This window comes from Mycobacterium sp. NGS45, assembly GCF_059812645.1.
Genome location: NZ_JCALDB010000016.1, coordinates 79,945 through 103,949, shown reverse-complemented (window position 1 = coordinate 103,949; position 24,005 = coordinate 79,945). Strand labels below are relative to the sequence as shown.

The following is a 24,005-nucleotide window of genomic DNA, read 5'->3' as shown; positions in this document are numbered from 1 at the left end:
CAGGACTGATAGCGCAGCGTCAGCGGAAGCAGCGGTGGCTGAAGAACGCCTCGGTCACACCACCGGTCGCCGGCAGCCCGGCGAGCACCGCGGCACGCGCCTTGAAGGCCTGGGCGGCCAACGTGGGCTGGTAGTCCACCCGGTGCACCGCGCGGTTCAGCCGGGCCGGACGTTCGGCGCCCCAGAAGGTGACCTCGGCGCCACTGCGGCGCATCCCGTGCACCGCCGCGCGGTGCACCCGGTCGTCGGTGTCGAACAGTTCGGTGGCGACCGCCAGCCCGTGTGGACGCTGCGCCGGTTCCGGTTCGGCGAAGGCGGCGTCGAGTTCGTACACGCGTGCGCCGAGCACCTCGAGGGCGCCGTACCCGGCAACGTCACGCAGGTAGACGCTGACCTCCCAGCCGCCCATCGCCCGATCGAACAGCCAGCCGCCCAGACCGGCGACCACCTCGGCGGCGCTGGCACCGGCCACGTCGAGCCGATATCGCAGCGGCCCGTCCGAACCCACGGTGTGCAGCCAGGCCGGGCGCGTTGCATCCTCGGAGAACTCAGCGGCAACGGGCTCGGAGCTGGGAGCAACCATGGGCCATCCATTCAGGTGCGGCTAACGCCGACGACAGGACACCCCCAGCGTGACATTTATCGGCGAATATGTAAAGTCATCCGCAGAGCTTCCGGAGTAAAGGACCCACTGTCTTGAGCAAGCAGCCCTCGGCCCTGCCCGACGTCGCCCGGTTGGTCGCGCACCTGGGCACCGGCTTCGGCCGACTGGCCGTCGACACCGCCGTCGGCCGCTTCCGCGAGTTGCCGCGTAGCGCGGCCGAACTGAGTCCCGCCTTGCTGACCAGCCTGATCGGGGCGCCGGTGCGCACCGTGCAGGTGCTCGACGACGACGCCGGCACCTCCGAACGAGCCCGGTTGGCGCTCACCGGTACCGGCGTGCCCGATTCGGTGTTCGTCAAGCTGGCTGCAACGACACCGGCCATCCGCTTGATGGGCGAACTGGGCCGGCTGGCTGAGACCGAGGTCCGGTTCTATTCCGAGCTGTCACCCGAATTGACCAGCGTGCCAAAATGTTACGGCTCCACCTTCGATCCCTACACCGGCCGCTTCGTGCTGGTGCTGGAAGACCTGGCCGCCGGGCCGTGCGAATTCCCCGACACCGTCCACCCGATCAGCCCGGATCAGGCCGCGCTGGTGCTCGACCTGCTGGCCCGACTGCACGGCACCTTCTGGGGCCGGCTGCCGGCCCGGGAACGCGGGCGTGGCGAACTGGGCTGGGTGTACTCCGCATCCGGCGATGACACCTCGCTGCTGACCGCTTCGATCATGCGGCTCTCCGCGCGCCGCCTGGCCGGGCGCACCGCAATCCCGATCGAGGACGGCCGCTACATCATCGACAACCTGCGCGCGGTGTCGCGGCTGATCGACACCGGGCCGCACACCGTGATGCACGGTGATGCGCACCCGGGCAACCTGTACTTCCGCGACGGGACGGCCGGCCTGCTGGACTGGCAGGCGGTGCGGCGCGGCCACCCCAGCCGCGAGCTGGCCTACACCTTGATCACCGGCATGACCGTCGAGGACCGGCGGGAACACCAGCGCAGCTTGCTCGATGGCTACCGCACCGCCCTGGCCGGTTACGGCGGGCCCGAACTCGATGCCGACGACCTGTGGCGCCGGTACCGCCAAGCCGCGCTGTACGCCTACGTCGCTGCCCTGGCCACCGCCGGGATGGGCGGCATGCAGGACGAGACGATTGCACTCGAGGGGCTGCACCGCGCGGTGGCGGCCCTCGGTGACCTCGAGACCGTGCCGGCGCTACGGGCCGGCCTGGCCGGCGGATGACCCGAGACTGCGCCAGCCAAGCGACGATTCACCAGGAGGACCCGGCATGGGCATCGTGACCACGAGTTCCGAAACCGCTTTTGGGTATCCGCCGGAGGTGGTCTACGACTTCGTGACCAACCCGGCGAACTGGACCAAGACCTACCCGGGCAGCAACTACGTCGGCAAGCTCGACGACCTGCCGCTCCGAGTCGGCGACACCTGGGAGGAGGCCGGCGCCGACGGCGATCACATCTACAGCTGGCACCTGGCGATCGCCATGCGCCCCAAGCTGTGGGTGTTCAACTCGGTGGGCCACCTCGGCCACCGCCGCGACGGCACGGGTGGCATGCCAGGCCGGATCAGTGTGCAGTACCACTTCACCCGGCCCGGCCGGGACGTCACGCTGTTCACCCGCACCATGACGATCGAGGCGTACAAGGATGCACCGTTGCCGGACAAGCTGTTCCGGGTGGTGAACCCGGCCTACATCGATTCCTACCACGCGGCGATCGCCCGCGAACTCGATGCTGCTGCGGCAGCGCCGGCCTGAGCTGCGGTCTACCGGCCGGTGTGCAGCGCCCGCCGCAAGGCCGCGCCCTGCAAGTCGAACAGCCGGCGGCTGACCGCGGCCTCGGGCACCAGCGAGTCGAATCCGTGGCAGGTGCCGGGGAACACGTGCAGTTCGGTCGACACCCCAGCCCACATCAAGCGCAGCGCATAGTCGATCGCCTCGTCGCGCAGCGGATCGAGCTCCGAGCAGGTGATCAACGCCGGTGCCAGGCCGGCCAGCTCGACGGCCGCGGCCGGCACCGCGGTGGCCCGGTCCGCGTCCGCGCCCAGGTAGTACTGCCACATCAACGCCGCTGCCGGACCGTCGAATCCGGGTGTGCTGTCGAATTCCTGCTTGGACGGCGTCAATTGGTCATCGAGCACCGGTTGGTGCAACAGCTGAAAGATCACCGGTGCGACATCGCCGGCCGCCGAGCACTGCGCCAGTCGCGCGGCCAACGCACCGCCCGCGCTACTGCCGGCCACCGCCAATCGGGCCGGGTCGACACCGAGTTCGACGGCATTGCCGGCCAGCCAATCCAGCACCGCCACCGCATCGTCGAGTGCAGCCGGATACGGATGCTCGGGCGCCAGCCGATAGTCGACCGACACCACGGTGCACTCGGCGCGGCGGGCGAACTCCACGCACTGCAACTCGTCGGTGTCCAGATTGCCCACCGCGAACGCCCCGGAGTGGCAATAGAGCACGCCGGGCGCGGGCGCCGGCGCGCCGCGGTAGATCCGCACCGGAATCGACCGGCCCGACGGGTAGCTCAGGGCGGTGTCGCACACCTCGACCCCGGACAGGTCGAGTTCGGCAGCGGTCTGTTTACGGCGCAGGTTGAGCGATTCCCGTAGGCCGTCCAGCCCCGCGGCACTCAGATCGGTGCGAAACCCGGCCAACGGTGCCAGCACCGGATCCAGCCGGGCCGCCACCTCGTCGGGGCTAGCCATGGGCCGACCGCAGCTCGGGCTGCGCGGCGGTTTGGGCGCCGGCCTCGAAATGGTAGTCGCCGGCCCGAAACCGGCGGGTCATCGCCCATAGTGCGCTCGCGCTACGCGGCCACTGCGTCACGACGCGACCGTTGGCGGCCCGAAAGTAGTTGCTGCACCGCGTGGTCCACACCGTGCCCTGCATCCACCGGTCCAGCTTGGCCAGGAACGCATCGGTGGTCGAGCGGCGCACCGCGATGTAGCGTCGGCCCCGGCGGCGCAGGTATTGGCAGGCCCGCACCACGTAGCGGGCTTGGGCTTCCAGCACGAAGATCACGCTGTTGGAGCCGACGTTGGTGTTCGGCCCGTAGAGCATGAAGAAATTCGGGAACCCCGGCACCGCCATCCCCAGATAGGCGTAGGCGCCGTCGGCCCATTCCTGGTGCAGTGATCGGCCGTGCTCACCGACGACGTCGATCTGACCCAGGTAGTCCGCGGCGGCGTAGCCGGTCGCGCACACCACCACGTCGACGTCGAGGTCGCGGCCGTCCTCGGTCACCAGCGCACCGGCGCGCAATGCCCGGGCGGCGCTGTCCACCACCTCGACGTGCGGTTGGGTCAGGGTCTGCAGGTAGTCGGTGGCGAACACCAGCCGTTTGCACCCCAGTGGGTGATCCGGCGTCAACTTGTCGCGCAGTTGCTGGTCCGGGATCAGCGTGTCGAGTTGTTGCAGCGCAACCGCCTTGAACTCCTGGGTCTTGTCGCTGCCGTTCTCGATCACCGAGATGTTGCGTTCGCTGCGCAACCACAGCCGAAGCCGGTGCAGCTTCTTGGCCAGCGGAACGTGCGCGAACAACCACTTCTCCCGATCGGTGTAGGGCCGGTCGGGTTTGGGCAGGATCCAGGTCGGCGAACGCTGCACCGAATACACCTGCGCGGCGACCTTGGCCACCTCGGGTAGCACCTGCGAGGCCGTGGAACCGGTCCCCAGCACCGCGACCCGTTTACCGGCCAGCGACACCGAGTGGTCCCACTGCGCGGTGTGCATCAGCACACCGGAAAAGGGTTCCAGCTCTTCGAGCTTCGGCATCAGCGGCTGGTTGAAGATGCCCACCGCCGAGATCACCAGATCGAACCGGTACGCCTCGCCGGTGGCTGTGGACAGCAACCAGGTCTGCGACTCGGCGTCCCATACCGCCGCGGTGACCTCGGTGCGCAGCTTCAGGTGCGGCGTCAGTTCGGCCCGCTGCGCACATTGCTCGAAGTACGCCAAGATCTCCGGTTGCTCCGACCACAGCCGCGACCAGTGCGGGTTCAGATCGAACGAGAACGAGTACAGGTGCGATTTCACGTCGCAGGCCAGACCGGGATAGGTGTTGGTACGCCAGGTCCCGCCCACCCCGTCGGTCCGGTCGAAGATGGTGAAGTTGGTGAAACCCGACTTCTTGAGGAAGATGGCCAGCGCCAACCCGCCGGGTCCGGCACCGATGATGCCGATGGACAACTCTGGTGATCGATTCATCTTCTCCCTCAACCGATCTGCAGACACTGGCCGCCGTCGACGACGAGTTCGGCGCCGGTGATGAACGACGCCGCGTCGGAGAGCAGGAAGGCCACCGCGTCGGCGATCTCAGCCGGCGTCCCCAGCCGGCCGGAGACCGACGTGGTGGCCAGCCGCTGCTGGGTCGCGGTATCGAGCATCGGTGTCTGCACCGGGCCGGGGAACACCGCGTTGACCCGGATACCGTCGCGGGCCAGCTCGGCCGCGGTGGTCTGGGTCAGTCCCCGCAGACCCCACTTGGAGGAACCGTAGGCGGCGTGGTTCGGAAACGGCCGCACCGCGCCGGTGCTGCAGGTGTTGACGATCGCGGCCCGTTGGGCTGCCCGCAACGCCGGCAGTGCGGCCCGGATCCCCAGGAACGGGCCGAGTGTGTTGACCCGCCAGGCGCGTTCGAAGCCTTCGACGGTCTCCACGGCGATCGGGGCGCGGTGCAGCACGCCGGCGTTGTTCACCAGGGCGCTCAGCCCACCGAACCGCTGCACGGCGACGTCCACCGCGGCAGACCACTGGGTCTCCGAGGTCACGTCCAACTCGACCCCGACCACGTTGGGGTCATCGAACCCTTCGACCGTGGAGCGCAATTGGTCGGCGACCACATCACAGGCCAGCACCTGCCAGCCGTCGTGATGAAGTTTTGCGACGATCGCTGCACCTTGGCCCCGCGCGGCTCCGGTGACCAGGGCCACCCGGGTCGCCTCAGTCATCGTCACCACCTGCCTTGGCGTCGGCCAGATCCGCGGCCGCACCGCGTTGCAACGCCCGCGATTCCGAGGTCAAGGTGATCATCTGGAATCCCCAGCCGGCCGCCTGACGACCCACCGACCCGAAGCTTGCGTGGATGCCGGCGACCAGACCAGCGGCCGCGACGGTGGCCTGCACCTCCTGGACCGCCTCCACCAACTGCTGGTGCGACCACATGTCCGGGATGCTGCACCCCATCGAGATCGCCAGGTCCGCGGGTCCCACATATACGCCGGAAAGCCCAGGCACCGAGCAGATCTCGGCGACCCGCGGCAACGCGGCAGCGGTTTCGATCATGACGTAGACCGCGGCGCGCCGCTCGAGTTCAGCTGCATCGACGCCCAAGGCGGCGCGCAGCGGCCCGAAACTACGTACCCCGCCCGGCCCGTAGCGGGTGGCGGCCACCGCCGCGGCGGCCTGCTCCGGGGTTTCGACCAGCGCGACGATCACCGCGTCGGCGCCGGCATCGAGCACCCGACCGATCGGCGCCGGATCCGCCGACGGCAGCCGCACGGCAGTTCCGATCGGGACATGTTCGAGTCGGCGGATCATCAGCGCCGCATCGGCATCGTCGAGATAGCCGTGCTGGACGTCGATTCCGACGTAGTCGTAGCCGGCCCGGGCGAACTCCTCCGGCCCGGACGGGCTGGGACCGACGATCCAGCCGCCCCATACGTGTTTGCGCTCAGCCAGGCTGGTCTGCAACCGGTTCGGACTGGTCATCTGATGTCCCCTTCGGCTATCGCGATCTTCACACGCTCGGGCACCGGACGGCAGGCGAGTTCGAAGGCCGCCTGCACCTCGTCGACGCCGAAAGTATGGGTCACGTACCGGGGCAACAATTCCGGGTGCTCCCGCGCGAACTCGTCAGCGCGACGCAACACCCGGGCGCGCTCCAGGGTGACCCCGGAACGCAAGGTCAGGTTGTTGCGCAGCATGGTGCGCATGCTGATCGGATAGCAGTCGTCGTCGGGTACCCCGAAGTAGAACACCGAACCGCCGAACGCCGCGGCCTCGACCGCATGTTGCAGCGTGGCCACCTGGTGGCCGACCGCTTCGATCACCACGTTCGGCTTGTCGGCCGGATCCAATCGACTGACCCACCGGTCGCTGGTGGCACGCACAGCCACGTCGATGCCGAAGCCCGCGGCGATCGCCGAGCGGTCCACCGGATCGACGCCGGTGACCCGGGCTGCGCCCAGAGCCTTTGCCACATAACCGAACAGCAGACCAATCGAGCCCTGGCCGAGGATCGCCACCTGGCTACCGGGCAGTTCCGGGATCTGCTCGAGTGCGTACAGCACACAGGCCAACGGCTGCAGACCGACCGCCAGGTTGGGCGGCAGGGCCGGGTCGTAGGGCGCCAGACCGTTGCCGTCGGCGACCACCCGCGCCATCAGTCCGTCGAAGCCGGATGCCCAGCCGACCACCCGGTCGCCGACCTGATGGTCGGGGTGCCGGCTGGCGATCACCTCACCGACGATCTCGTGTACCGGAAAGCCGTTCATCTCGGCGGCGCAGGCACCGGTGTCGCCGGGCAGTTTGCCCTTGGTGCCGCGAAACCCGGGCAGGTCGCTGCCGCAGATCCCGGCCGCCAGGAAGCGCAGCAGCACCTGGTCGGTTCCCAGCGCCTCGGGTGACGGCTCGGGCAGCTCGATGCGCTCGAACTCATACGGCGCGGTCAGTCGGTAGCCCCACACGGTTCAGACCTCCACCGGCAGCCTGATCCAGCCCCACTGGAAGCTTGACGGCGGACGCTGGGCGGCCGTCGTGTCGATCACGTATTCCGGTACCCGCCGCAGGAATTCCTCGATCATGATGGCGATCTCCAGCCGTGCGACGTGCACTCCCATGCAGAAGTGCTGGCCGTGCCCGAACGCCAGCAGGCGTTCGATCGGCCGGTTCCAGATGAAGGAGTCCGGCTCCGGGTACTCCCGGTCGTCGCGGGCAGCCGAAGCCAACAGCGCGATCACGCGTTGGCCGGGCCGCATCGTGGTGCCGTGCAACGAGTAGGGCCGACGCACGGTGCGGGCGAACCACTGTGCCGGTGCGCTGTGCCGGATGATCTCCTCGCGTGCCACCGGCACGTTGGCCGCCAGATCGGTACGCACGGCGGCCAACTGGTCGGGGTGCTCGAGCAGCCGCCACAAGCCCGTCGCGGTCACCTTGGGAACGGTTTCGGTGGCGCCGATGAACACCGCGAGCATCTGGGTGGCAGCTTCGGTGTCGCTGAGCGCCGAACCGTCCGGCAGTCGGTAGTTGATCAGATTGTCCGCAATCGGCACACTGCCGTCCGCGCCGGCGGCCCGGCGCCGTTCGATGATCGGCGTCAGGTAGGACAGGTAACCCGGTCTGGCATTGGCGATCTCGACCCCTTCGCCGGGCTGCGCCAAGGTTCCGGCGTTCACGGTGGCCAGCACCTCGGGCGCCAGCTCCAGCGGCAGATCCAGGAAGTGACACGTCATCGCCGCTGCCACCACACCGCCGTAGTCCTGGGTCAGGTCAAACCGGCCGCGCGGCAACAGTTCGTCGAGCCGCTCATTGGCCAGCCGGCGGATCAGGTCGGCCACCTTGCCGGCCGCACGCGGACGGAACTGCGCCGAGGTGCACCGGCGGACGTCCTCGTAAATCGGCGAGTCGAAGTTGGCATGAAAGGCCATCGGGTGCAGCGGCGGCTGCGGCACCGGTCCGTCGTTGTGCTGGGCGAGCACGTTGGCCGCCGGCAGCGTGCCCTCCGAGGCGACGAAGGTCCCGTCGGTGACACCGAGGACCTCCCAGATGTCGTCGAACCTCGACAGCGCGTAGGTGTCCCACTTCTCGATGTAGTACACCGGGTGTTCGTCGCGCAGCACCCGGTAGTACGGCAGCGGGTCGGCCATCACGGCCGGGTCGAACGGATCGTAGGTGAAGTCTTGCAGGGTGGGCTGATTCACGGATTCACCTACTTCAGCGGCGAAGGCGGCAGGGCGGCCAGGATCGAATCCTCCCAGCCGTCGCGCAGCGCCGGGGCCACGCTCATCCAGGTGACGATCTCGGCCGGCGGCGATCCCTTCCAGGACGGGTAGTGGTTCTCGAAGCAATCCCAGTCACCGTCGAGCGCCCAGTAGTGGATCACCTCGTTGAACCGGAACGTCGTGATGAACGAACCCAGCCAACGCTTGCCGGTCGATTCCGACCACGGCACGTAGAGCCGTTCGAGTTCGCGGATGTAGGCGTCCTGCTGACCGGGCTTGGTCTCCATGATCTCCTGGATCACCAAGCCGGCCTTGAAGTCGGCCTCCTGCAACTGCGCCAGTGTCCGATTGTACTTGCCGGCGTACATGATTCGGCCTTCACCGTGGGCTCCGACACCGGCCAGGTACTGCTGCCAGGCGCGGGCCGGCAGGTGGTGGCTGCCACCGCGAGCCTGGGCCCGGCCAATCCGTGCGTAATCGGCGAACGCGTCGATCTCCCAGATGATCGTCACCTGCGGCCAATGCCCGTTGAAGGCCGTGGTCTCCCAGATCGCGAACAACCGCGCACCCAGCTCCGCCATCATCGGCGCGTAGGCTCCGCTGAACTTGGCCGAGAAGCCGTCAGCGGTTTCCGATCCCAGCGCAATGGTCTCGTGCAGGTACAACAACGTGTGCCCGTAGAACTGCTTCACGACCCTCACCTTCGCCACCGGCCCACCCGGTAGTTGACATCGCCAACTGCGAGCGTGACACTTTGTGAGTGTTTTGTAAAGGTTCAATGTCGTGAGCACCGCCGACCCGACAACCGTGCGGCCCTTGGCGACCGGCTTCTGCTTCGGCGAGGGGCCCCGCTGGTTCGAGGGTCTACTGTGGTTCTCCGACATGCTCGGCGAGGCGGTGCACACCGTGACCGCCGACGGCGACGTGACCACGCTGCCGCTGCCCGGGCACGCGCCCTCGGGCCTGGGCTTTCGCCCCGACGGGACCCTGCTGATTGTTTCCACGGAGCGACGTCAGGTGTGGGGCTATGACGGCGACGAGGTCACCCTGGTTGCCGATCTGGCCGAACTGGCGCCCGCCGACCTCGGTGACATGGTGATCGACGATCACGGACGCGCCTATATCGGCGCGCAGGCCCGCGAGGTCGGCGTCATCGTGCGGTTGGATCCCGACGGCACCGCAGCCGTCGTCGCGCGCGAACTCGACTTCCCCAACGGCATGGTGATCACAGGGGACGGTGCGACGCTGATCGTGGCGGAGTCGGTGGGCCGCCGATTGACCGCGTACACCGTGGCCGCCGACGGCGCGTTGATCGACCGGCGGGTGTTCGCCGAAGGCCTGGAAGGGCCGCCAGACGGTATCGCGCTCGACGTCGAGGGCGGCGTATGGGCCGCGATGACCTTGACCCATCAGTTCCACCGCATCACAGACGGCGGTGCCGTGACCGACCGCATCGATCTCGTGGACCGCGTCGCGATCGCCTGTGCACTCGGCGGCGCGGAGTGCAAGACCCTGTTCCTGGTCAGCACTACCAGCGCCTACCCGCGGGAACTGGTCGGCACCAACGAATCCCGGGTCGACACCGTCGAGGTGGAAATCCCCGGCACCGGCCCCGTCGACGAAGGGCACCACCACTGATGGCCGATTCCTACTACGCCCTGGTCGACGCCGACGACGCCCGCGGCGAGAAGTTCACCTGCACCGACTTCGTGCGCTCGACCTGGTCGGACCAGATCCAGCACGGCGCGCCCGTGTCGGCCATCCTGGTCCGCGCCCTGGAACGCTGTCAGGCCCGCCCGGACACCCGGTTGAGCCGCGTCGTGATCGATCTGCTCGGCGGAGTTCCCGCCGATGGCGAGTTCTGGGTGACCGCCCGCGTCGACCGGCCCGGCAAGCAGATCGAGTTGGTCAGCGCCGAGATGGCCGGGCCGGGCCGCGACGGCCAGGTCCGGCCGGTGGCCAGGGCCAGTGCCTGGCGGATGCAGACCACCGACACCGCGGCGCTGGTGCACGCACCCGAACCGCCGCTGCGGGCGCTTTCCGAGGCACGCGCCCGGGACATGGCCAAGGACTGGGACCGCAACTACGTGCACAGCGTCGACTGGCGCTGGCTGACCTCGCTGCGGGACCCGGGCCCGGGCGAGTCCTGGCTGAGACCCAAGGTCGACCTGGTCGCAGGCGAGCAGATGTCGCCGGTGCAACGGTTGTTCACGGTCGCCGACTGCGCCAACGGTCTGGGCAATTCCCTGGACATCCGTAAGTGGACGTTCCTGAATACCGATCTGGCGGTGCACCTACATCGGGTCCCGGACGGGGAGTGGAACGGCATCCGGGCCGAGACCCATTACGGACCCGACGGTATCGGCACCACGGTGGGCACGTTGTTCGACCAGACCGGGGCCGTGGGCAGCATTGCGCAGTCGGTCCTGATGCGACAGCGGTCCCGGTGAGCCGCCCGGTGCTCGGCGACGAGGACGAAAACACCTCGCGGCAACGGATTCTGGCGGCCACCGCCGAGGTGTTGGCGCGCAACGGGCAGACCCGGCTCAGCCTGTCCGAGGTGGCGCATCAGGCCGGGGTGTCGCGGCCGACGCTGTACCGCTGGTTCTCTTCCAAGGACGATCTGCTGGAGGCGTTCAGCCTGCACGAGATGCAGGCCTTCGAAGACGGCCTGCGCAGGATCACCGCAGGCTTGAAGGGCGAGGAAAAACTCTCGGCTGCACTGGAGTTCGTCGTCGACTATCAGCAGTCCTATTCGCCGGTGCGGTTGGTCGACGTCGAACCCGACGTAGCCCTGGATCAGATCGCCCGGGTGCTGCCGGCCATGCGCGGTGGTCTGCAGCGGCTGCTGCCCGGCCCCAACGGCGCCCTGAAGGCGGCCACTGCGATCCGGGTCCTGTTGTCGCACTTCGTGGTTCGTTCCGACGACGACGATCAGTTGTTGGCTCAGCTGCGCAACGTGGTGGGGCTCAAACCGTACTCACCCGCATCGAGATAGTACTCACGCAGGGAGATTCGATCAGAACACCTGCGTCAACGCTATCTCGATGCCATCAGCGGTAGCTGGGCTTGCCCAACCCCAGCGCATGCTGGGCGATCATATTGCGGAACACCTCGAGGGTGCCGCCGTAGATCCCGGTCGGCCCGGCCAGCCGGAACAGGTACTCGGCGGCGCCGTCGTCGACCGCACCGTCGGCGTTCACCGACAACGCGGCCGCGGCGCCGAGCAGGTCCATCAGTTCCGGTGCCACCTCGCGCATGGTCTGCGCGATCGCGACCCGGCCGTACATCTCCGGTGCGCTCAGCGCGGCTTCCATCCGGGCAACGCTGCGGCCCAACCGATATGACACTGCGCCGTCGTCGATCCGGCGTTCGCCGTCCGGGCCGACGCCACCGAGGATGCCCGCGGCACCGTCGACCGCTTCGGCCATCAGCAGGGCGTGCTCAGTCATGGTGGCCAGTTTCTGCAGACCTTGGTCGTCACGCTCGACGACGCCGTGTTCGACTGCGAGCGCCTCGCGCATCACCGACCAACCGCCGTTGACCGCACCGATCCGGTAGCGGTCGTCCACCCGGACATCGCTGTAGTAGACGATGTTGGTGCGATCACCGTCGATGGTGCGGATACCCTGCACCTCGATGCCCGGGGTGTCCATCGGCACCAGGAACATGGTCAGGCTCTGGTGCTTGGGCGCGGCCGGATCGGTATTGGTGAGCAGGAACACGTACTGCGCGTTGTGCGCATTCGAGGTGAACATCTTCGAGCCGTTGATGACCCAGTCGGATCCGTCCCGCACCGCGCGGGTCTTGCAGGTCGCGACATCCGAACCACCCTCGGGCTCGGTGTAACCCAGGCACAGCCGCACCTGACCGGCCAGCACGGCCGGCATGATCTCGGCGACCAGGTCGGCGTTGGCCAGCTTGGCGACCACGTGCGCGACCATCGCGGTGGTGCCCCAGTGAAACCACGGCGTGTGCGCGCGGCCGATCTCCAGCTCGAAGATCCGTCGGCGCACCGCCGAGAATCCGCCGTCGGCTTCGGATTCGTAGTCCGCGGCCAGGTAGCCGCGTTCGGCCAGCGCCAGATGCACGCCCTCGTCGAAGTTCTCCCCGGTCCGCCGATCCCGCTCGAGCACCTCCGGGGTCACCACCTCGGCCAGAAAACGGCGCAGCTCAGCGCGGAAAGCCAGGTCGTCGGGGGCCAGTTCGACGGTCGAGAAGTCCACCCGGTGAGCGTGACAGTTAGGCATCTGTTTGTAAAGTTCGCTACTATCGGCCGAATGAGCCTCGTTGTCGGACGCGGTCCGCTCGGACCGGACCGGGCCGGCTGGTTCTCGGTTCCGGTCCCCTCCGACGTCGTCTTCATCGAGCCGCATCCGCGCCGGATCCAAGCGGTGCGCGACGGGCGCACCGTGCTGGACACCGAACGCGCGCTGCTGGTACACCGCGCCGGACAACCGCTGTCCTATGCCTTCCCGGCCGAGCTGGTCGGTGCGCTACCGCACGAGGCCGAGGTGCACGCGCCGGGCTATGTGCGGGTGCCGTGGGACGCCGTGGACAGCTGGTTCGAGGAGGGCCGCCGTCTGGTGCACTACCCGCCCAACCCGTATCACCGGGTGGACTGCCGCCCCACCCACCGCAGGTTACGGGTGCAGGTGGGTCAGACCACGCTGGTGGACACCAGCGACACCGTGATCGTGTTCGAGACCGCGCTCGAACCGCGCCTGTACGTCGATCCCAGTCAGGTGCGCACCGACTTGCTGCGCCGCACCGACACCACCAGCTACTGCAATTACAAAGGGGTGGCGACCTATTGGGCCGCGGTGCTCGGCGACACCGTGATCGACGACGTGGCCTGGAGCTACGACGACCCGCTGCCCGAATCGCAGGCCCTCGCAGGGCACCTGAGTTTCGATGCGGGCAAGGTCGACCTGATCGCCGAACTGCCGGGCTGACACCCGGGCGCTAGGAGACCGCAGAGCGGTCCGCGTCGACGTCGTCGAAGCGCATGCACACCGTGGTGCCCTTCGGCGACCGCGCGATGCTGACCAGATCGGCCAGCGCCTGCATCAGCGGGATGCCGCGGCCGCGGTACTGACCGTCATCGACACCGGTGGGTTCGCGCCAGTTGCCCTCGTCGGCCACGGTCACGTTCAGAACCGAATCCGCGCCGGCGTGACTGGCCTGCAAGACCACTTCACCCGGCGCCGCGGCATGCAGGTAGGCGAACTCCGCGGAATTGGCCAGCGCCTCGTTGACCGCCAGCACGATGTCGTTGTGCCGTGCGGCATCCAGGGCGAAGCGACGTAACCAACTGGCGAATTGCTCGCGCGCCCGACCGACACTGACGGCGTCGGCGGCAACGCTGAGATGCAGGTCGTCGCTCATGGCGGGAGAGGTCTACCCCGTTTTGCCGTCCACTACGCGGCCAGTTTGGCCAGCGCCTCGGCCAACGTCGGAAAGACGTCGATGATTTCGGCGATTCCGACCAGCTGCAACGGCCGGCCGGTGACCGGACCGTCGGCGACCACGGCAAACACCACGCTCGGGGCGGCCTGCTGGTGGGCTGCCATCAAAACGCTCATCCCGGCCGAAGCCAGAAAATCCACGTCTGTGAGATCGACCACAATGGCGCTCGGCTCCTTGGCCAGTGCCGCGGCGATGCCCGCTTCCAGTTGCGGCGCGGTGAGCATGTCCACCGTTCCCGCGGCCGAAACCACCGCGACGCGTCCCGACCATGCTTCGCTCACTGTGCAGGTGGGAGTCGAGACCTCGTCGGCCTCGGACTTCTCGGGCATCTTCAGCACCTTCACTGTTCATCGCGTGTCGTACGACTGCGCATCGTCTGCGAGGCTACGGGCTGAACCTGGCAGTGCGCGCGCGGCAGGACATGCAGCTGCGGTCCGCCCAGCAGGGCAGGATCTCCTAAAGCCTAACCGAGGTGGGCCGACGGGTGCGATCTACTGGCTGAATTTCGCGACCCGCCCGGCACCTGGCACCGCCCGCACCGTCGGCCGCCTACCATCGAACCCAATCCGCTCAGCTAACCGTGGTGAGGCAGCCGTGAACCAACCCTCGACCGTCAGCGCCGACGAGGACAGCTCGACGCGCAGCCGGATCTTGGCCGCCACCGCCGAAGTGCTCGGGCGCAGCGGGCAATCCAAGCTCAGCCTGTCCGACGTGGCCCAACAGGCCGGGGTGTCGCGACCCACGTTGTACCGCTGGTTTGCCTCGAAAGAGGCCCTGCTGGACGCGTTTTCGATCTATGAGCGGGAATCGTTCGACAACGGCGTGGCCCGCGCCACCGCCGGTTTGCGCGGCAACGAACGTCTCGATGCCGCGCTGCAGTTCATCGTGGAATATCAGCATTCCTACTCGGGGGTGCGGGCCATCGACATCGAACCGGAAGTGGTGATCGCCCGGCTGGCCGAGGTCATCCCGGTGATGCGCTCCCGGCTCGAGCGTCTGCTGTCCGGACCGAACGCCGCGGTCAAGGCCGCGACCGCGATCCGGGTCGCGGTCTCGCACTACATCGTGCGCAGCGACGACGACGACGGGTTCCTCGACCAGTTGCGCCATTCGGTCGGCCTCAAGGCCGGCCGGTCGGCGGACGGTTAGCGGCCGGCCAGCTGCAGGATCGCCTCGGTGCGCCAGCCGATCAGCACCAAGGACAGCAGCACCACCCCGACCGTCACCGCGGTCAACACCGCGTTGCGTCTGCCCGCCGGCGCGTACGCCATCGCGGCGGCCACCCCGGCACCGGTGACCAGACCGCCGAGATGCCCCTGCCAGCTGATGTTGGGCACCACGAAGGTGATCACCAGGTTGATCGCGATCAACCCGACCACCCAGCGCACATCCAGGTTCAACCGTCGGGCCACCACGAAGGATGCGCCGAACAGTCCGAAGATCGCGCCCGAGGCTCCCATGGTCGCGACGTTCACCGGCGAGAGCAGATAGACCAGCACCGAGCCGCCCAGCGCGCTGAGCGCGTAGAGCAGGCTGAACCGCCACCGTCCGAGCGCAGCCTCCAGCGATGGGCCCAGCACGTACAACGCCCACATGTTGAACAGGATGTGCATGACGTCCACGTGCAGGAACGCCGAGGTGACCAGCCGGTAGTACTCGCCGTAGTGCGCAACCCCGGCGGGCCACAACATGAACTGGTGCTCGAAATCCGGCGCGAGGTTCTGCGCCAGGAAGAACAGCACGTTCAGACCGATCAGCGTGTAGCTGATCACGGGGGCGCCGGCGCGCAGCTTGGCCCCGAATTCGGTGCGCGGGGCGCGCACCGTCGCGGCCCCGGCCCGGACACAGTCCACGCAGTGCTGACCGACCGCGGCCTGCTGCAGACACTCCGGGCAGGCATACCGATGGCACCGGGTGCAGGACAGGTAGGTGGTGCGGTTCGGATGGCGGAAGCACACCGGTGCCTGCGCCTGCGGGCCCATCGGGCTCGGATAGGTCATAGGACCATTCTCACGGCTGGCCGGCGCGCCGGTGACACCCGGGCGCCATTGCCGGACTCGGTCAGAACTGCGCCATCCCGCTGTCGATCGACAACGCGACTGCGGTGATCAGGCGTGATTCATCGGAGGCCAGCCAGCACACGGCGGCCGCGATGTCCCCGGGTTCGGCCATGAAATCGGGCAGGAACGGCGTACCGCCCTGCATCAGCGTCGGATTCGCCTCGGCCGCGCCCAGCATCTTCTCCATCATGTTGCCGGTGCTGACCATCGGGGTGTTCACCGGGCCGGGGTGCACGCTGTTGACCCGGATCTTGTGCTGGCCGAGTTCGGCGGCGAACGCCCGGGCCATGCCCACCACGGCGTGCTTGCTGGCGGTGTAGTGCACCATGAACGGCTGCAGTTTGACCCCGGCCAGCGAACTGGTCAGGATGATCGACCCGCCGCGGCCGCCGTCGATGATGTGCTGGGCGCCGGCCATCACGGTGTTCCACACCCCGGTCACGTTGATGTCCAGGGTGTCCTGGAAGGTGCGCGGCGTGATCTCGTGCCAGCGCTCCGGGATCGAGATGCCGGCGTTGGCCACGATGACGTCGAGCCGACCCAGCTCGGCGACGCCGTCGTCGACGGCCGAGCGCAGCCCGTCGTGGTCGCGCACGTCGACGGCGCGATAGAACACCCGACGCCCGGTCGCCTTGACCAGGTCGACGGTCTCAGCCAGGTCGTCCGGGGTGGCCGGGTCACACGGCACGCCCTCGGGCAGCGGCCCGGCGATGTCGACGGCGATGATGTCCGCACCTTCCTCGGCCAACCGCACCGCGTGCGCCCGGCCCTGCCCTCGGGCGGCGCCGGTGATGAACGCAACTTTGTCGGTGAGCAACTCGGCCATACAGGTGTCCTCTCGGTCTACGTGCGGAAAGCGCGGGGCGCAGCAAAGCCCACCCGGGCACTTCGGTGGATCTTACTGTTGCGGTTACGGTTGCGGTTCGCCAGCCTCCACCAACAGCGACATGCCGTGGTGGCGGGGCAACTCGACGGGAAAGCTGCACAGGTCGTCGACGGTGGCCAGCGGCTTGCCGCTGAACATGTCCGACACCCGACCACCCGGGGGCAGGCACTCCGAACGCACGCTGCCGGCGATCTCCTCGCCCGCGAAGTTCAGCACGGTCAGCTGATGCGCGCCGCTTTCCAGCAGATGCACCATGACCAGCATGCCGCGGTGCGAGACCTCCGGGATGTCGACCTGCCGGCTGGTCGCGATGCCGTAGTGCGAGCGCACCCGCAGGATCGCCTGCAGCTGCCGCGCGAAGCTGGTCTCGTCTTGCAACTGATCCGGCACCGATCCGTAAAGGCTCACTCCCCTGGGCATTCCGGCCGACGAGGCGGTCGCGGCCGGGTTGACGCCCATCAGGTCGTGGGCCGCGCGGTGGATCCAGCGGGTATCGCCGAAGCGCAACAGTTCGGCAACCTGTTCGGCCGGCAGCGTGAGCATGCCGCACAGATCCCAGCCGGACAGCGCGAACACTCCCGGTTGCAGCGCATTGAACATGGCCAGCAGCAGATGCGCGCGGCGCACCTGGTCGATGTCGATCGGCTCGGACAGATCCGCGTGCCCCAGGGTCGCGGCGATCACCGTCGCGGTGGTGCAGGCGATGCCGTTGGTGGTGAACACCCGGTTGTACGGCGCGCGCGGGCCGGTCAGCGCGGCGGTCAGGTCGGCCCGGATGGTCGCTCCCAGTTGCTCACCGGTGACCTGCTCGCCTTTGTAGTCGTAGAGGTCGTCGCGATGCCCGGTCGACCAGTGCACCAGTTCGTAGGTGAGCTCGTCGTGGTTCTGCAGCGCATGCACCAGCGAGGCCGGGTCCACGCCCAACTCCAGGGTGCTGCGCAGGGTCAACCGGAGGAACTCGGTGTCGGCGGTGGCCAGCGCGTGGTGGTAGGCGGGCCGGTTGATGAAGTCGTAGGACAGGTCCGCGCCGGCTTCGCCGATCTGGCGGATGTCCTCGATGGTCAGGTTGAGCTCCTGGAAGGTGAAGCCGCCCACCTTGCGCACCATGCTGGCGATCAGGTGGTTGGCCGCCTCCGACAACGGGTGCCCCTCCGACCAGCCCGGGTTGTCCTCGGCCGCGGTCTTCTCCGCACCCAGAAACCCGTTGGCGTCCAACCGAAGTCCGCCCGAGCCCAGGTCGGTCAGGGAATGCAGTGCGTCGCCGATCACCAACCGCATGCCGGCGAACGACGGGTCCAGCCAGTTGATCGAGGGCTGACCATCTTTGAAGTAGTGCAGGTACACCCAGCGCCGTTCGACGCCGTCGACGCCGAGCACCGGCCGGGTGACGCTCCAGTTGGTTTCCTTGACACCTTCGGCGTAGAAGATCACCCGCTGCAGCCGCCCGATGATGTAGCCGGCCTTGTCCAGCCAGTCCTCGCAGGCCGCGTCGATGTTGACCGAGTCCGCCCCCGGCGGCACGGTCGGCAGCTGATCCCAGTCCCGCGGGTCGATCTCGACCATGTGGTAGATGCCCGGGTAGTCGGCGTACTTCAACTCGGCCAGCCGGAAGTCGGCACCCTTGCCGGTGTGGCCGGGCACGATGTCGTCGATGATGGTGCCGCCGTACCAGTTGGCGGTGCCGCACATCTGCCGGAACTCTTCCTCGGTGCCGAACGCCGGGTCGATCTGGGTGCTGATCCGGTCGAAGTGGCCGTCCACGCTGGGGGTGTGCTGCCAGCCGGCGATGCCGCCGGCGCGTTTGACCGGGCCGGTGTGCACGGCGTTGATACCGATCGCGGCGAACGCCTTCCACATCTGCTCGTCGGCCATTGCCGCCAGGAACGATTCGTCGGGCCGGGTGATCAGCGACGGCGGGTAGGCGGTGAACCACACCGAAGCGGTCTCCACCGCGCCCCGCGGCGCCGGATTGGCAAACGGGTTCTGCCACATCGAACCCTGCCCGGAGAACTGCTGGCTGATCTCGTTGGCGTCGGCCAGCATCGACTGGGTCAGCAACCAGGACACATACGCCGGGTTGTCCGCCGACGGCGGACCGTCCTGGGCCAGTGACCGGCGCCGGAAGGGGGTCTTGACCCGCGGCCGGAACCGCAGCGTCCCCGGCCGGGCCGGGTGCAGGTACTCGTCGAAGGTGATCTCGGTCGGCTCGTTGCCCTGATCGTCGGGTACCGCCTGGACCGTCTCCGACATGCGCTGCGTCCTCCTGTTCGACGATCCCGTTCCTCCGGTCCGCGACCGGTGCATGACGCGCGTCACCGAGCGTACGGACGCGCGCGGCCCCGCGCTGGCCAGGCCGTGCTGCGGGCAGTATTGCCGGTCACCGACGGCGCCCAAACCGGCCGGGCCGGCGCGAAGCCAGGTGCGCACTTGCTTCGCCCAGCTAAGCTATTTGGATGAGCACGTTCCAGAAGAGCTGCGCTGCCGCGGCCGCGCTGCTGTTGGCTTGCAGCGTCACCGCCGTCGCGCACGCCGAGCCGACCCCCGAGCCGAGCGGACCCGCGCCCGGCCCGGCCGCCGAGAACCCTGAGTCCGCGGAGCCGGCCGCAGCGGGCCCCAAGACCAGCTTCGAAGGCGATGGCCTCTACCAAGTGGGCACCGACATCGTCCCGGGCACTTACACCTCGGCCGGTCCCGTCGAGGGCGGCACCTGCTACTGGAAACGCAGCAACGGTGACGAGATGCTCGACAACGCGATGACCAAGAAGCCGGCGGTGGTGACCATCGAGGCCGGCGACACCACCTTCAAGACCAGTGAGTGCCAGACCTGGACGCTGGACAACAGCGCCAGCCCGGCGCCGGGCGCCAACCCGTTGGACATCCTCGGTCAGCTCGGCCGGGTGTTCGCCAATCGCCCGCCGGGCTGACCGGCCGGACCGAAAAGCGACCCGGGTCACAGTTGACGCCCGTCGATTTCCTATCGTGAGGCGATGAGCCCCGCTTCTGATACCGACCGGGTCGCCGAACTGGCGCGCACGGTCGTTGCCGAGCACGACCCGAAGAGCGTTCCGATCCCCGAGTTCCTCGGCGCCTGCTACGACGCTGGACTGTCCTGGGTGCACTTTCCGCCCGGCCTGGGCGGTCTCGGGGTGTCCCGCGGGCTGCAGGCCGTGGCGGACCGGATCCTGCAGGGCGCCGGCGGCCCGGTGCCGCTGGCGTTGAATCCGATGGGCTACGGCATGGCCGCTCCGACCATCCGCGAACACGCGCAGACCGACGACGTCAAGCAGACCTGGCTGCGTCCGCTGGCCACCACCGAGGACATCTGGTGCCAGCTGTTCTCCGAGCCGGGTGCCGGTTCGGACCTCGCCGGGCTGGCCACCTCGGCGGTGCAGGACGGTTCCGGCGAGAACGCCGACTGGGTGGTCAACGGCCAGAAGGTGTGGACCAGCCTGGCGCACCGGGCGCGGTGGGGACTGCTGTTGGCTCGCACCAATCCCGATGTGCCCAAACACAAGGGCTTGACCTACTTCGTCGTCGACATGACCCAACCCGGGGTCGAGACCCGGCCGCTGCGCCAGCTGACCGGGCAGGCCGAGTTCAACGAGGTGTACTTCACCGACGCCCGGATCCCGGATGCGCACCGGCTCGGCGCGGTCGGCAACGGCTGGGCGGTCGCGATGACCACGTTGATGAACGAACGCAGCGCCCTCGGTGGCAGCGGCAGCCGGCGCGGCGCCGGCACCATCTCCGATGCGGTGGGACTGTGGGCGGCCCGGCCGGATCTGCGCACGCCGGTGTTGCGGGATCGGCTCACCCAGTTGTGGCTGCGGTCGGAGGCGCAGCGGCTCACCGCCGAACGCTCCCGCGCGGCCGCCGGGGTCGGTGGTCCCGGGCCGGAAGGTTCGATCGGCAAACTGGTGGGCGCCGAGCTCAACCAGGACATCTACCAGTGGTGCATGGAATTGCTTGGGCCAGAAGGCCTGCTGTATCACGGCTACGAGCTGGGCCGGGACGAGGACGGCGCGGACTGGCGCGGGCCGGTGCAGCAGCGCTTCCTGCGCAGCCGGGCCAACACCATCGAGGGCGGCACCTCCGACGTGATGCGCAACATCTTGGGCGAACGGGTGCTGGGACTGCCCGGTGATCTGCGTGCCGATGCCGGCATGCCGTGGAAGGAGATCCCCCGTGGCTAGTGACAGTGCAGCATTCGTGTTCAGCGACGAACAACGACAATTGCGCGCCGCGGTGCGCAAGTTCTGCGCCGACAACTTCGACGAGCAGACCGTGCGCCGGCTGATGGAATCCCCTGCGGCCCACGACCCGAAGGTCTGGGCCCGGCTCGGCGCCGAACTCGGTGTGCTCGGCCTGGCCGTGCCCGAGGCCGACGGCGGCGCCGGCGGCACCCTGGTGGACCAGGCCGTCGCCGTCGAAGAACTCGGCGCCGCGTTGGCCTGTGGCCCGTTGGTCGGCACGGTGTTCCTGGCCATCCCGGCGTTGGTGGCTGCCGAAGGTGCGGTGCGCGACGAACTGCTCGCCGATCTGGTCGAGGGGCGCCGCACCGCGGCGGTCGCGGTGCCGGAACGTGCGGGCGGCTTCGACGCGTCGGCGGTGACCGTGACGGTCGCCGGATCCGGTGATGACCTGGCCGTCACCGGGAGCGTCGGGCGGGTGCTCGACGGCGCCTCCGCCGAGCACATCTTGGTCGCCGCCACCGGCGCCGACGGTGTCGGACTGTATGCCGTGCCGGCCGACGCGACCGGGGTGGCGCGCACCCCGCTGGTCACCCTGGACCTGACCCGGCCCCAGGCGAACATCGAATTCGACTCGGCGCCGGCACGTTTGGTGGCCGGCCCGGAATCCGCGGCCCGGGTGATCGAGCATGCGCTGACCGTCGGTGCGGTGCTGCTGGCCGCCGAGCAGGTGGGCGCCGGCCAGCACCTGCTGGATCTGGCGGTCGACTACGCCAAGACCCGGCTGCAGTTCGGCCGCCCGATCGGCTCGTTCCAGGCCGTCAAGCACCGGTTGGCCGACATGCTGGTCGACGTCGAGCACGCCCGGTCGGCGGCCTACCATGCCGCGTGGGCGCTCACCGACGGCACCGACGATCCGGCGCTGGCGGCCAGCATCGCGCAGGCCGTGTGCTCCGAGGCATTCAGCCGGGTCGCACGGGACGCCATTCAAACCCTGGGCGGCATCGGGTTCACCTGGGAACATCAGGCGCACCTCTACTTCAAGCGGGCCACCACCGACGCCGCACTGTTCGGCTCCGCCGAGGCGCACCGCGACCGGGTGGCCACCGCGGTACTCGACAACGCCGTCGACGAGCGCGCACCGCGGGTAGCCGTCGGAGTACCCGAGTGAGACGGCCGGCCTGAGTCGTGGCCAAACCCGTACCGACCCAACCAGATCCGGACCTACCCGAAGCGCATCGGGAGTTTCTGACCCGACGCGCGCAAACCGAGGACAGCGCGCGCCCGGACGCGGTGGCCCGTCGGCACGCGCGCGGCGGCCGCACCGCGCGGGAGAACGTCGCGGATTTGGTGGATGCCGGCTCGTTCGTCGAGTACGGCCGGTTCGTGCTGGCCGCACAGCGCCGGCGCCGGGAGCTCGACGACCTGATCGCCGCGACGCCGGCCGACGGTCTGCTGGCCGGCACCGCGCGGATCAACGGCGACCTGTTCGACGCCGAAACCGCGGCCTGCGCGGTGTTGTCGTACGACTACACCGTGCTGGCCGGCACCCAAGGCGCGTTCGGTCATCTCAAGAAGGACCGGCTGTTCGAGCTGATCGAACGGATGCGGTTGCCCACGGTGTTCTTCGCCGAGGGCGGGGGCGGCCGGCCCGGCGACACCGACTTCCCCACCGTGTCCTCCTTGGACGTTCGGGCGTTCAAGTTGTGGGCGGCGTTGTCCGGCGTGGTGCCCCGGATAGCTGTGGTGCACGGCCGCTGCTTCGCCGGCAACGCGGTGATCGCGGGCTGTTCGGATCTGATCGTGGCCACCGCCGACACCTCGATTGGGATGGGCGGGCCGGCGATGATCGCCGGCGGCGGCCTCGGCGAGGTGGCACCCGATGACGTCGGCCCGATCTCGGTGCAACAACCCAACGGCGTGGTCGACGTCGTGGTCGCCGACGAGGCCGAGGCCGTAGCGGTGACCAAACGACTGCTGAGCTATTTCCAGGGCCCGATTACCGGCGGCACCGCCGTCGACCAGAGCACGCTGCGCAGCATCCTGCCCGAGCGGGCCCGCCGGGCCTATCAGGTCGAACCGATCATCGAGACCCTGGCCGACGTCGACTCGGTGACCTACCTGCGGCCCAAGTTCGCGCCGGAACTGGTGACCGCGCTGGCCCGGATCGAAGGCCGCCCGGTCGGATTCATCGCCAACAACACCCGCGTGATGGCCGGTGCGCTGACCGCCGCGGCCTCCGACAAGGCCGCACGATTCCTGCAGTTGTGCAACGGATTTGGATTCCCGGTCGTCTCACTGGTGGACTGCCCGGGCTTCATGGTCGGGCCGGCCGCCGAGGCTGAAGCGTTGGTGCGCCGAGCGTCGCGGATGTTGGTGGCCGGGGCCGCGCTGAGCACACCGTTGATCGCGGTGATCCTGCGCCGCGGCTACGGACTGGGCGCCCAGGCGATGGCCGGCGGCAGCCTGCACGAGCCGGTGTTGACGGTGGCCTGGCCGACCGCACATCTGGGGCCGATGGGACTCGAGGGCGCAGTACGGCTCGGGATGCGCAAGGAGCTCGACGCCATCGCCGATCCTGAGCTGCGGGAACAGCGGGTCCGGGAGGCCACCGCGGCCGCCGAACGCAACGCCGCGGCACTCAACGCGGCCGCGCAGTTCGAGATCGACGATGTGATCGACCCGGCCGAAACCCGCGCGCTGATCGCCGCGACGCTGACCGCGGCCGGATCCAGCGGCGCACCGCAGTCCCGCAGGTTCATCGACACCTGGTGATTTCGGTGCGTTTACGGGCGCTCAGCGCCCGCTAGCGCACCGAAATCGCCAGATCCT

General features: G+C 68.6%; 25 protein-coding genes. 11 read left to right on the top strand and 14 right to left on the bottom strand.

Features of this window, described 5'->3' with window-relative positions:
- Positions 1-19: 19 nt before the first annotated feature.
- Positions 20-583, bottom strand: a complete 564-nt coding sequence (locus AC5Y3P_RS15860; protein WP_500046873.1) for a hypothetical protein — start codon at positions 581-583, stop codon at positions 20-22.
- A 113-nt stretch (positions 584-696) separates the two neighbouring features.
- Here AC5Y3P_RS15860 and AC5Y3P_RS15855 point away from each other — a divergent pair, with 113 nt between their 5' ends.
- Both AC5Y3P_RS15855 and AC5Y3P_RS15850 read left to right on the top strand, forming a co-directional pair.
- Complete coding sequence (locus tag AC5Y3P_RS15855; RefSeq protein ID WP_500046872.1) at positions 697-1,848, top strand: phosphotransferase; 1,152 nt, start codon at positions 697-699, stop codon at positions 1,846-1,848.
- 46 nt (positions 1,849-1,894) lie between these two features.
- Positions 1,895-2,380 carry an SRPBCC family protein gene (locus AC5Y3P_RS15850; RefSeq protein WP_500046871.1) on the top strand — a complete coding sequence of 162 codons (486 nt, stop codon included), beginning with the start codon at positions 1,895-1,897 and terminating at the stop codon, positions 2,378-2,380.
- An 8-nt stretch (positions 2,381-2,388) separates the two neighbouring features.
- Here AC5Y3P_RS15850 and AC5Y3P_RS15845 read toward each other — a convergent pair whose 3' ends face one another.
- The 7 genes from AC5Y3P_RS15845 to AC5Y3P_RS15815 all read right to left on the bottom strand — a co-directional run bounded on the left by AC5Y3P_RS15845 (position 2,389) and on the right by AC5Y3P_RS15815 (position 9,260).
- Positions 2,389-3,333, bottom strand: coding sequence for an alpha/beta hydrolase (locus AC5Y3P_RS15845; protein ID WP_500046870.1), 945 nt, complete (start codon positions 3,331-3,333; stop codon positions 2,389-2,391).
- The gene (locus tag AC5Y3P_RS15840) at positions 3,326-4,834 is read right to left on the bottom strand and encodes a flavin-containing monooxygenase (RefSeq protein ID WP_500046869.1); all 1,509 of its coding nucleotides are present in this window, start codon (positions 4,832-4,834) and stop codon (positions 3,326-3,328) included. The genes AC5Y3P_RS15845 and AC5Y3P_RS15840 overlap by 8 nt, the downstream gene beginning before the upstream one ends.
- An 8-nt stretch (positions 4,835-4,842) precedes the next feature.
- Positions 4,843-5,577 (bottom strand): SDR family NAD(P)-dependent oxidoreductase, encoded by a 735-nt coding sequence (locus AC5Y3P_RS15835; RefSeq protein WP_500046868.1) that lies wholly within the window; start codon positions 5,575-5,577, stop codon positions 4,843-4,845.
- Positions 5,570-6,337 (bottom strand): HpcH/HpaI aldolase family protein, encoded by a 768-nt coding sequence (locus tag AC5Y3P_RS15830; RefSeq protein ID WP_500046867.1) that lies wholly within the window; start codon positions 6,335-6,337, stop codon positions 5,570-5,572. The genes AC5Y3P_RS15835 and AC5Y3P_RS15830 overlap by 8 nt, the downstream gene beginning before the upstream one ends.
- Positions 6,334-7,314 (bottom strand): zinc-binding dehydrogenase, encoded by a 981-nt coding sequence (locus AC5Y3P_RS15825; RefSeq protein WP_500046866.1) that lies wholly within the window; start codon positions 7,312-7,314, stop codon positions 6,334-6,336. Before AC5Y3P_RS15825 ends, AC5Y3P_RS15830 begins: the two co-directional genes overlap by 4 nt.
- Positions 7,315-7,317: 3 nt before the next feature.
- Positions 7,318-8,493, bottom strand: a complete 1,176-nt coding sequence (locus tag AC5Y3P_RS15820) for a cytochrome P450 (RefSeq protein ID WP_500046884.1) — start codon at positions 8,491-8,493, stop codon at positions 7,318-7,320.
- Between the two features lie 62 nt (positions 8,494-8,555).
- A complete protein-coding gene (locus AC5Y3P_RS15815) occupies positions 8,556-9,260 on the bottom strand; it encodes an NIPSNAP family protein (protein ID WP_500046865.1) in 705 nt (234 codons plus the stop codon).
- Between the two features lie 91 nt (positions 9,261-9,351).
- Here AC5Y3P_RS15815 and AC5Y3P_RS15810 point away from each other — a divergent pair, with 91 nt between their 5' ends.
- The 3 genes from AC5Y3P_RS15810 to AC5Y3P_RS15800 are packed head-to-tail and all read left to right on the top strand — an operon-like array spanning position 9,352 to position 11,566.
- Positions 9,352-10,206, top strand: a complete 855-nt coding sequence (locus tag AC5Y3P_RS15810; RefSeq protein WP_500046864.1) for an SMP-30/gluconolactonase/LRE family protein — start codon at positions 9,352-9,354, stop codon at positions 10,204-10,206.
- On the top strand, positions 10,206-11,018 hold the full coding sequence (locus AC5Y3P_RS15805) for a thioesterase family protein (RefSeq protein WP_500046863.1): 813 nt from the start codon (positions 10,206-10,208) through the stop codon (positions 11,016-11,018). Before AC5Y3P_RS15810 ends, AC5Y3P_RS15805 begins: the two co-directional genes overlap by 1 nt.
- Entirely contained in the window at positions 11,015-11,566 is a 552-nt protein-coding gene (locus AC5Y3P_RS15800) for a TetR/AcrR family transcriptional regulator (protein ID WP_500046862.1), read from the top strand. The genes AC5Y3P_RS15805 and AC5Y3P_RS15800 overlap by 4 nt, the downstream gene beginning before the upstream one ends.
- Before the next feature lie 55 nt (positions 11,567-11,621).
- On the opposite strand, the gene AC5Y3P_RS15795 is transcribed toward AC5Y3P_RS15800, so the two are convergent.
- A complete protein-coding gene (locus tag AC5Y3P_RS15795) occupies positions 11,622-12,794 on the bottom strand; it encodes an acyl-CoA dehydrogenase family protein (RefSeq protein ID WP_500046861.1) in 1,173 nt (390 codons plus the stop codon).
- 54 nt (positions 12,795-12,848) lie between these two features.
- On the opposite strand from AC5Y3P_RS15795, the gene AC5Y3P_RS15790 reads away from it, so the two are divergent.
- Positions 12,849-13,523: a DUF427 domain-containing protein gene (locus tag AC5Y3P_RS15790; protein WP_500046860.1), complete on the top strand. Its 675-nt coding sequence runs from the start codon at positions 12,849-12,851 to the stop codon at positions 13,521-13,523.
- A 10-nt stretch (positions 13,524-13,533) separates the two neighbouring features.
- Here AC5Y3P_RS15790 and AC5Y3P_RS15785 read toward each other — a convergent pair whose 3' ends face one another.
- Together AC5Y3P_RS15785 and AC5Y3P_RS15780 are read right to left on the bottom strand one after the other, a co-directional pair.
- Entirely contained in the window at positions 13,534-13,956 is a 423-nt protein-coding gene (locus tag AC5Y3P_RS15785) for an ATP-binding protein (protein WP_500046859.1), read from the bottom strand.
- Positions 13,957-13,988: 32 nt separating this feature from the next.
- A complete protein-coding gene (locus AC5Y3P_RS15780) occupies positions 13,989-14,366 on the bottom strand; it encodes an STAS domain-containing protein (protein WP_500046858.1) in 378 nt (125 codons plus the stop codon).
- 265 nt (positions 14,367-14,631) lie between these two features.
- On the opposite strand from AC5Y3P_RS15780, the gene AC5Y3P_RS15775 reads away from it, so the two are divergent.
- Entirely contained in the window at positions 14,632-15,186 is a 555-nt protein-coding gene (locus AC5Y3P_RS15775; protein ID WP_500046857.1) for a TetR/AcrR family transcriptional regulator, read from the top strand.
- On the opposite strand, the gene AC5Y3P_RS15770 is transcribed toward AC5Y3P_RS15775, so the two are convergent.
- The 3 genes from AC5Y3P_RS15770 to treS form a co-directional block, all read right to left on the bottom strand.
- Entirely contained in the window at positions 15,183-16,037 is an 855-nt protein-coding gene (locus AC5Y3P_RS15770; protein WP_500046856.1) for a rhomboid family intramembrane serine protease, read from the bottom strand. The two genes, AC5Y3P_RS15775 and AC5Y3P_RS15770, sit on opposite strands and share 4 nt — an antisense overlap.
- Positions 16,038-16,098: 61 nt before the next feature.
- Positions 16,099-16,923, bottom strand: a complete 825-nt coding sequence (locus AC5Y3P_RS15765) for a mycofactocin-coupled SDR family oxidoreductase (protein ID WP_500046855.1) — start codon at positions 16,921-16,923, stop codon at positions 16,099-16,101.
- An 84-nt stretch (positions 16,924-17,007) separates the two neighbouring features.
- Positions 17,008-19,233 (bottom strand): maltose alpha-D-glucosyltransferase, encoded by a 2,226-nt coding sequence (treS, locus tag AC5Y3P_RS15760; RefSeq protein ID WP_500046854.1) that lies wholly within the window; start codon positions 19,231-19,233, stop codon positions 17,008-17,010.
- A 203-nt stretch (positions 19,234-19,436) separates the two neighbouring features.
- Here treS and AC5Y3P_RS15755 point away from each other — a divergent pair, with 203 nt between their 5' ends.
- The 4 genes from AC5Y3P_RS15755 (at position 19,437) to AC5Y3P_RS15740 (ending at position 23,948) form a co-directional block, all read left to right on the top strand.
- On the top strand, positions 19,437-19,907 hold the full coding sequence (locus AC5Y3P_RS15755) for an Rv1352/Rv1906c domain-containing protein (RefSeq protein WP_500046853.1): 471 nt from the start codon (positions 19,437-19,439) through the stop codon (positions 19,905-19,907).
- 63 nt (positions 19,908-19,970) lie between these two features.
- Positions 19,971-21,176: an acyl-CoA dehydrogenase family protein gene (locus AC5Y3P_RS15750; protein ID WP_500046852.1), complete on the top strand. Its 1,206-nt coding sequence runs from the start codon at positions 19,971-19,973 to the stop codon at positions 21,174-21,176.
- The gene (locus AC5Y3P_RS15745; protein ID WP_500046851.1) at positions 21,169-22,344 is read left to right on the top strand and encodes an acyl-CoA dehydrogenase family protein; all 1,176 of its coding nucleotides are present in this window, start codon (positions 21,169-21,171) and stop codon (positions 22,342-22,344) included. The genes AC5Y3P_RS15750 and AC5Y3P_RS15745 overlap by 8 nt, the downstream gene beginning before the upstream one ends.
- Positions 22,345-22,361: 17 nt before the next feature.
- Positions 22,362-23,948, top strand: a complete 1,587-nt coding sequence (locus AC5Y3P_RS15740; RefSeq protein WP_500046850.1) for an acyl-CoA carboxylase subunit beta — start codon at positions 22,362-22,364, stop codon at positions 23,946-23,948.
- The last annotated feature ends 57 nt before the right edge of the window (positions 23,949-24,005 follow it).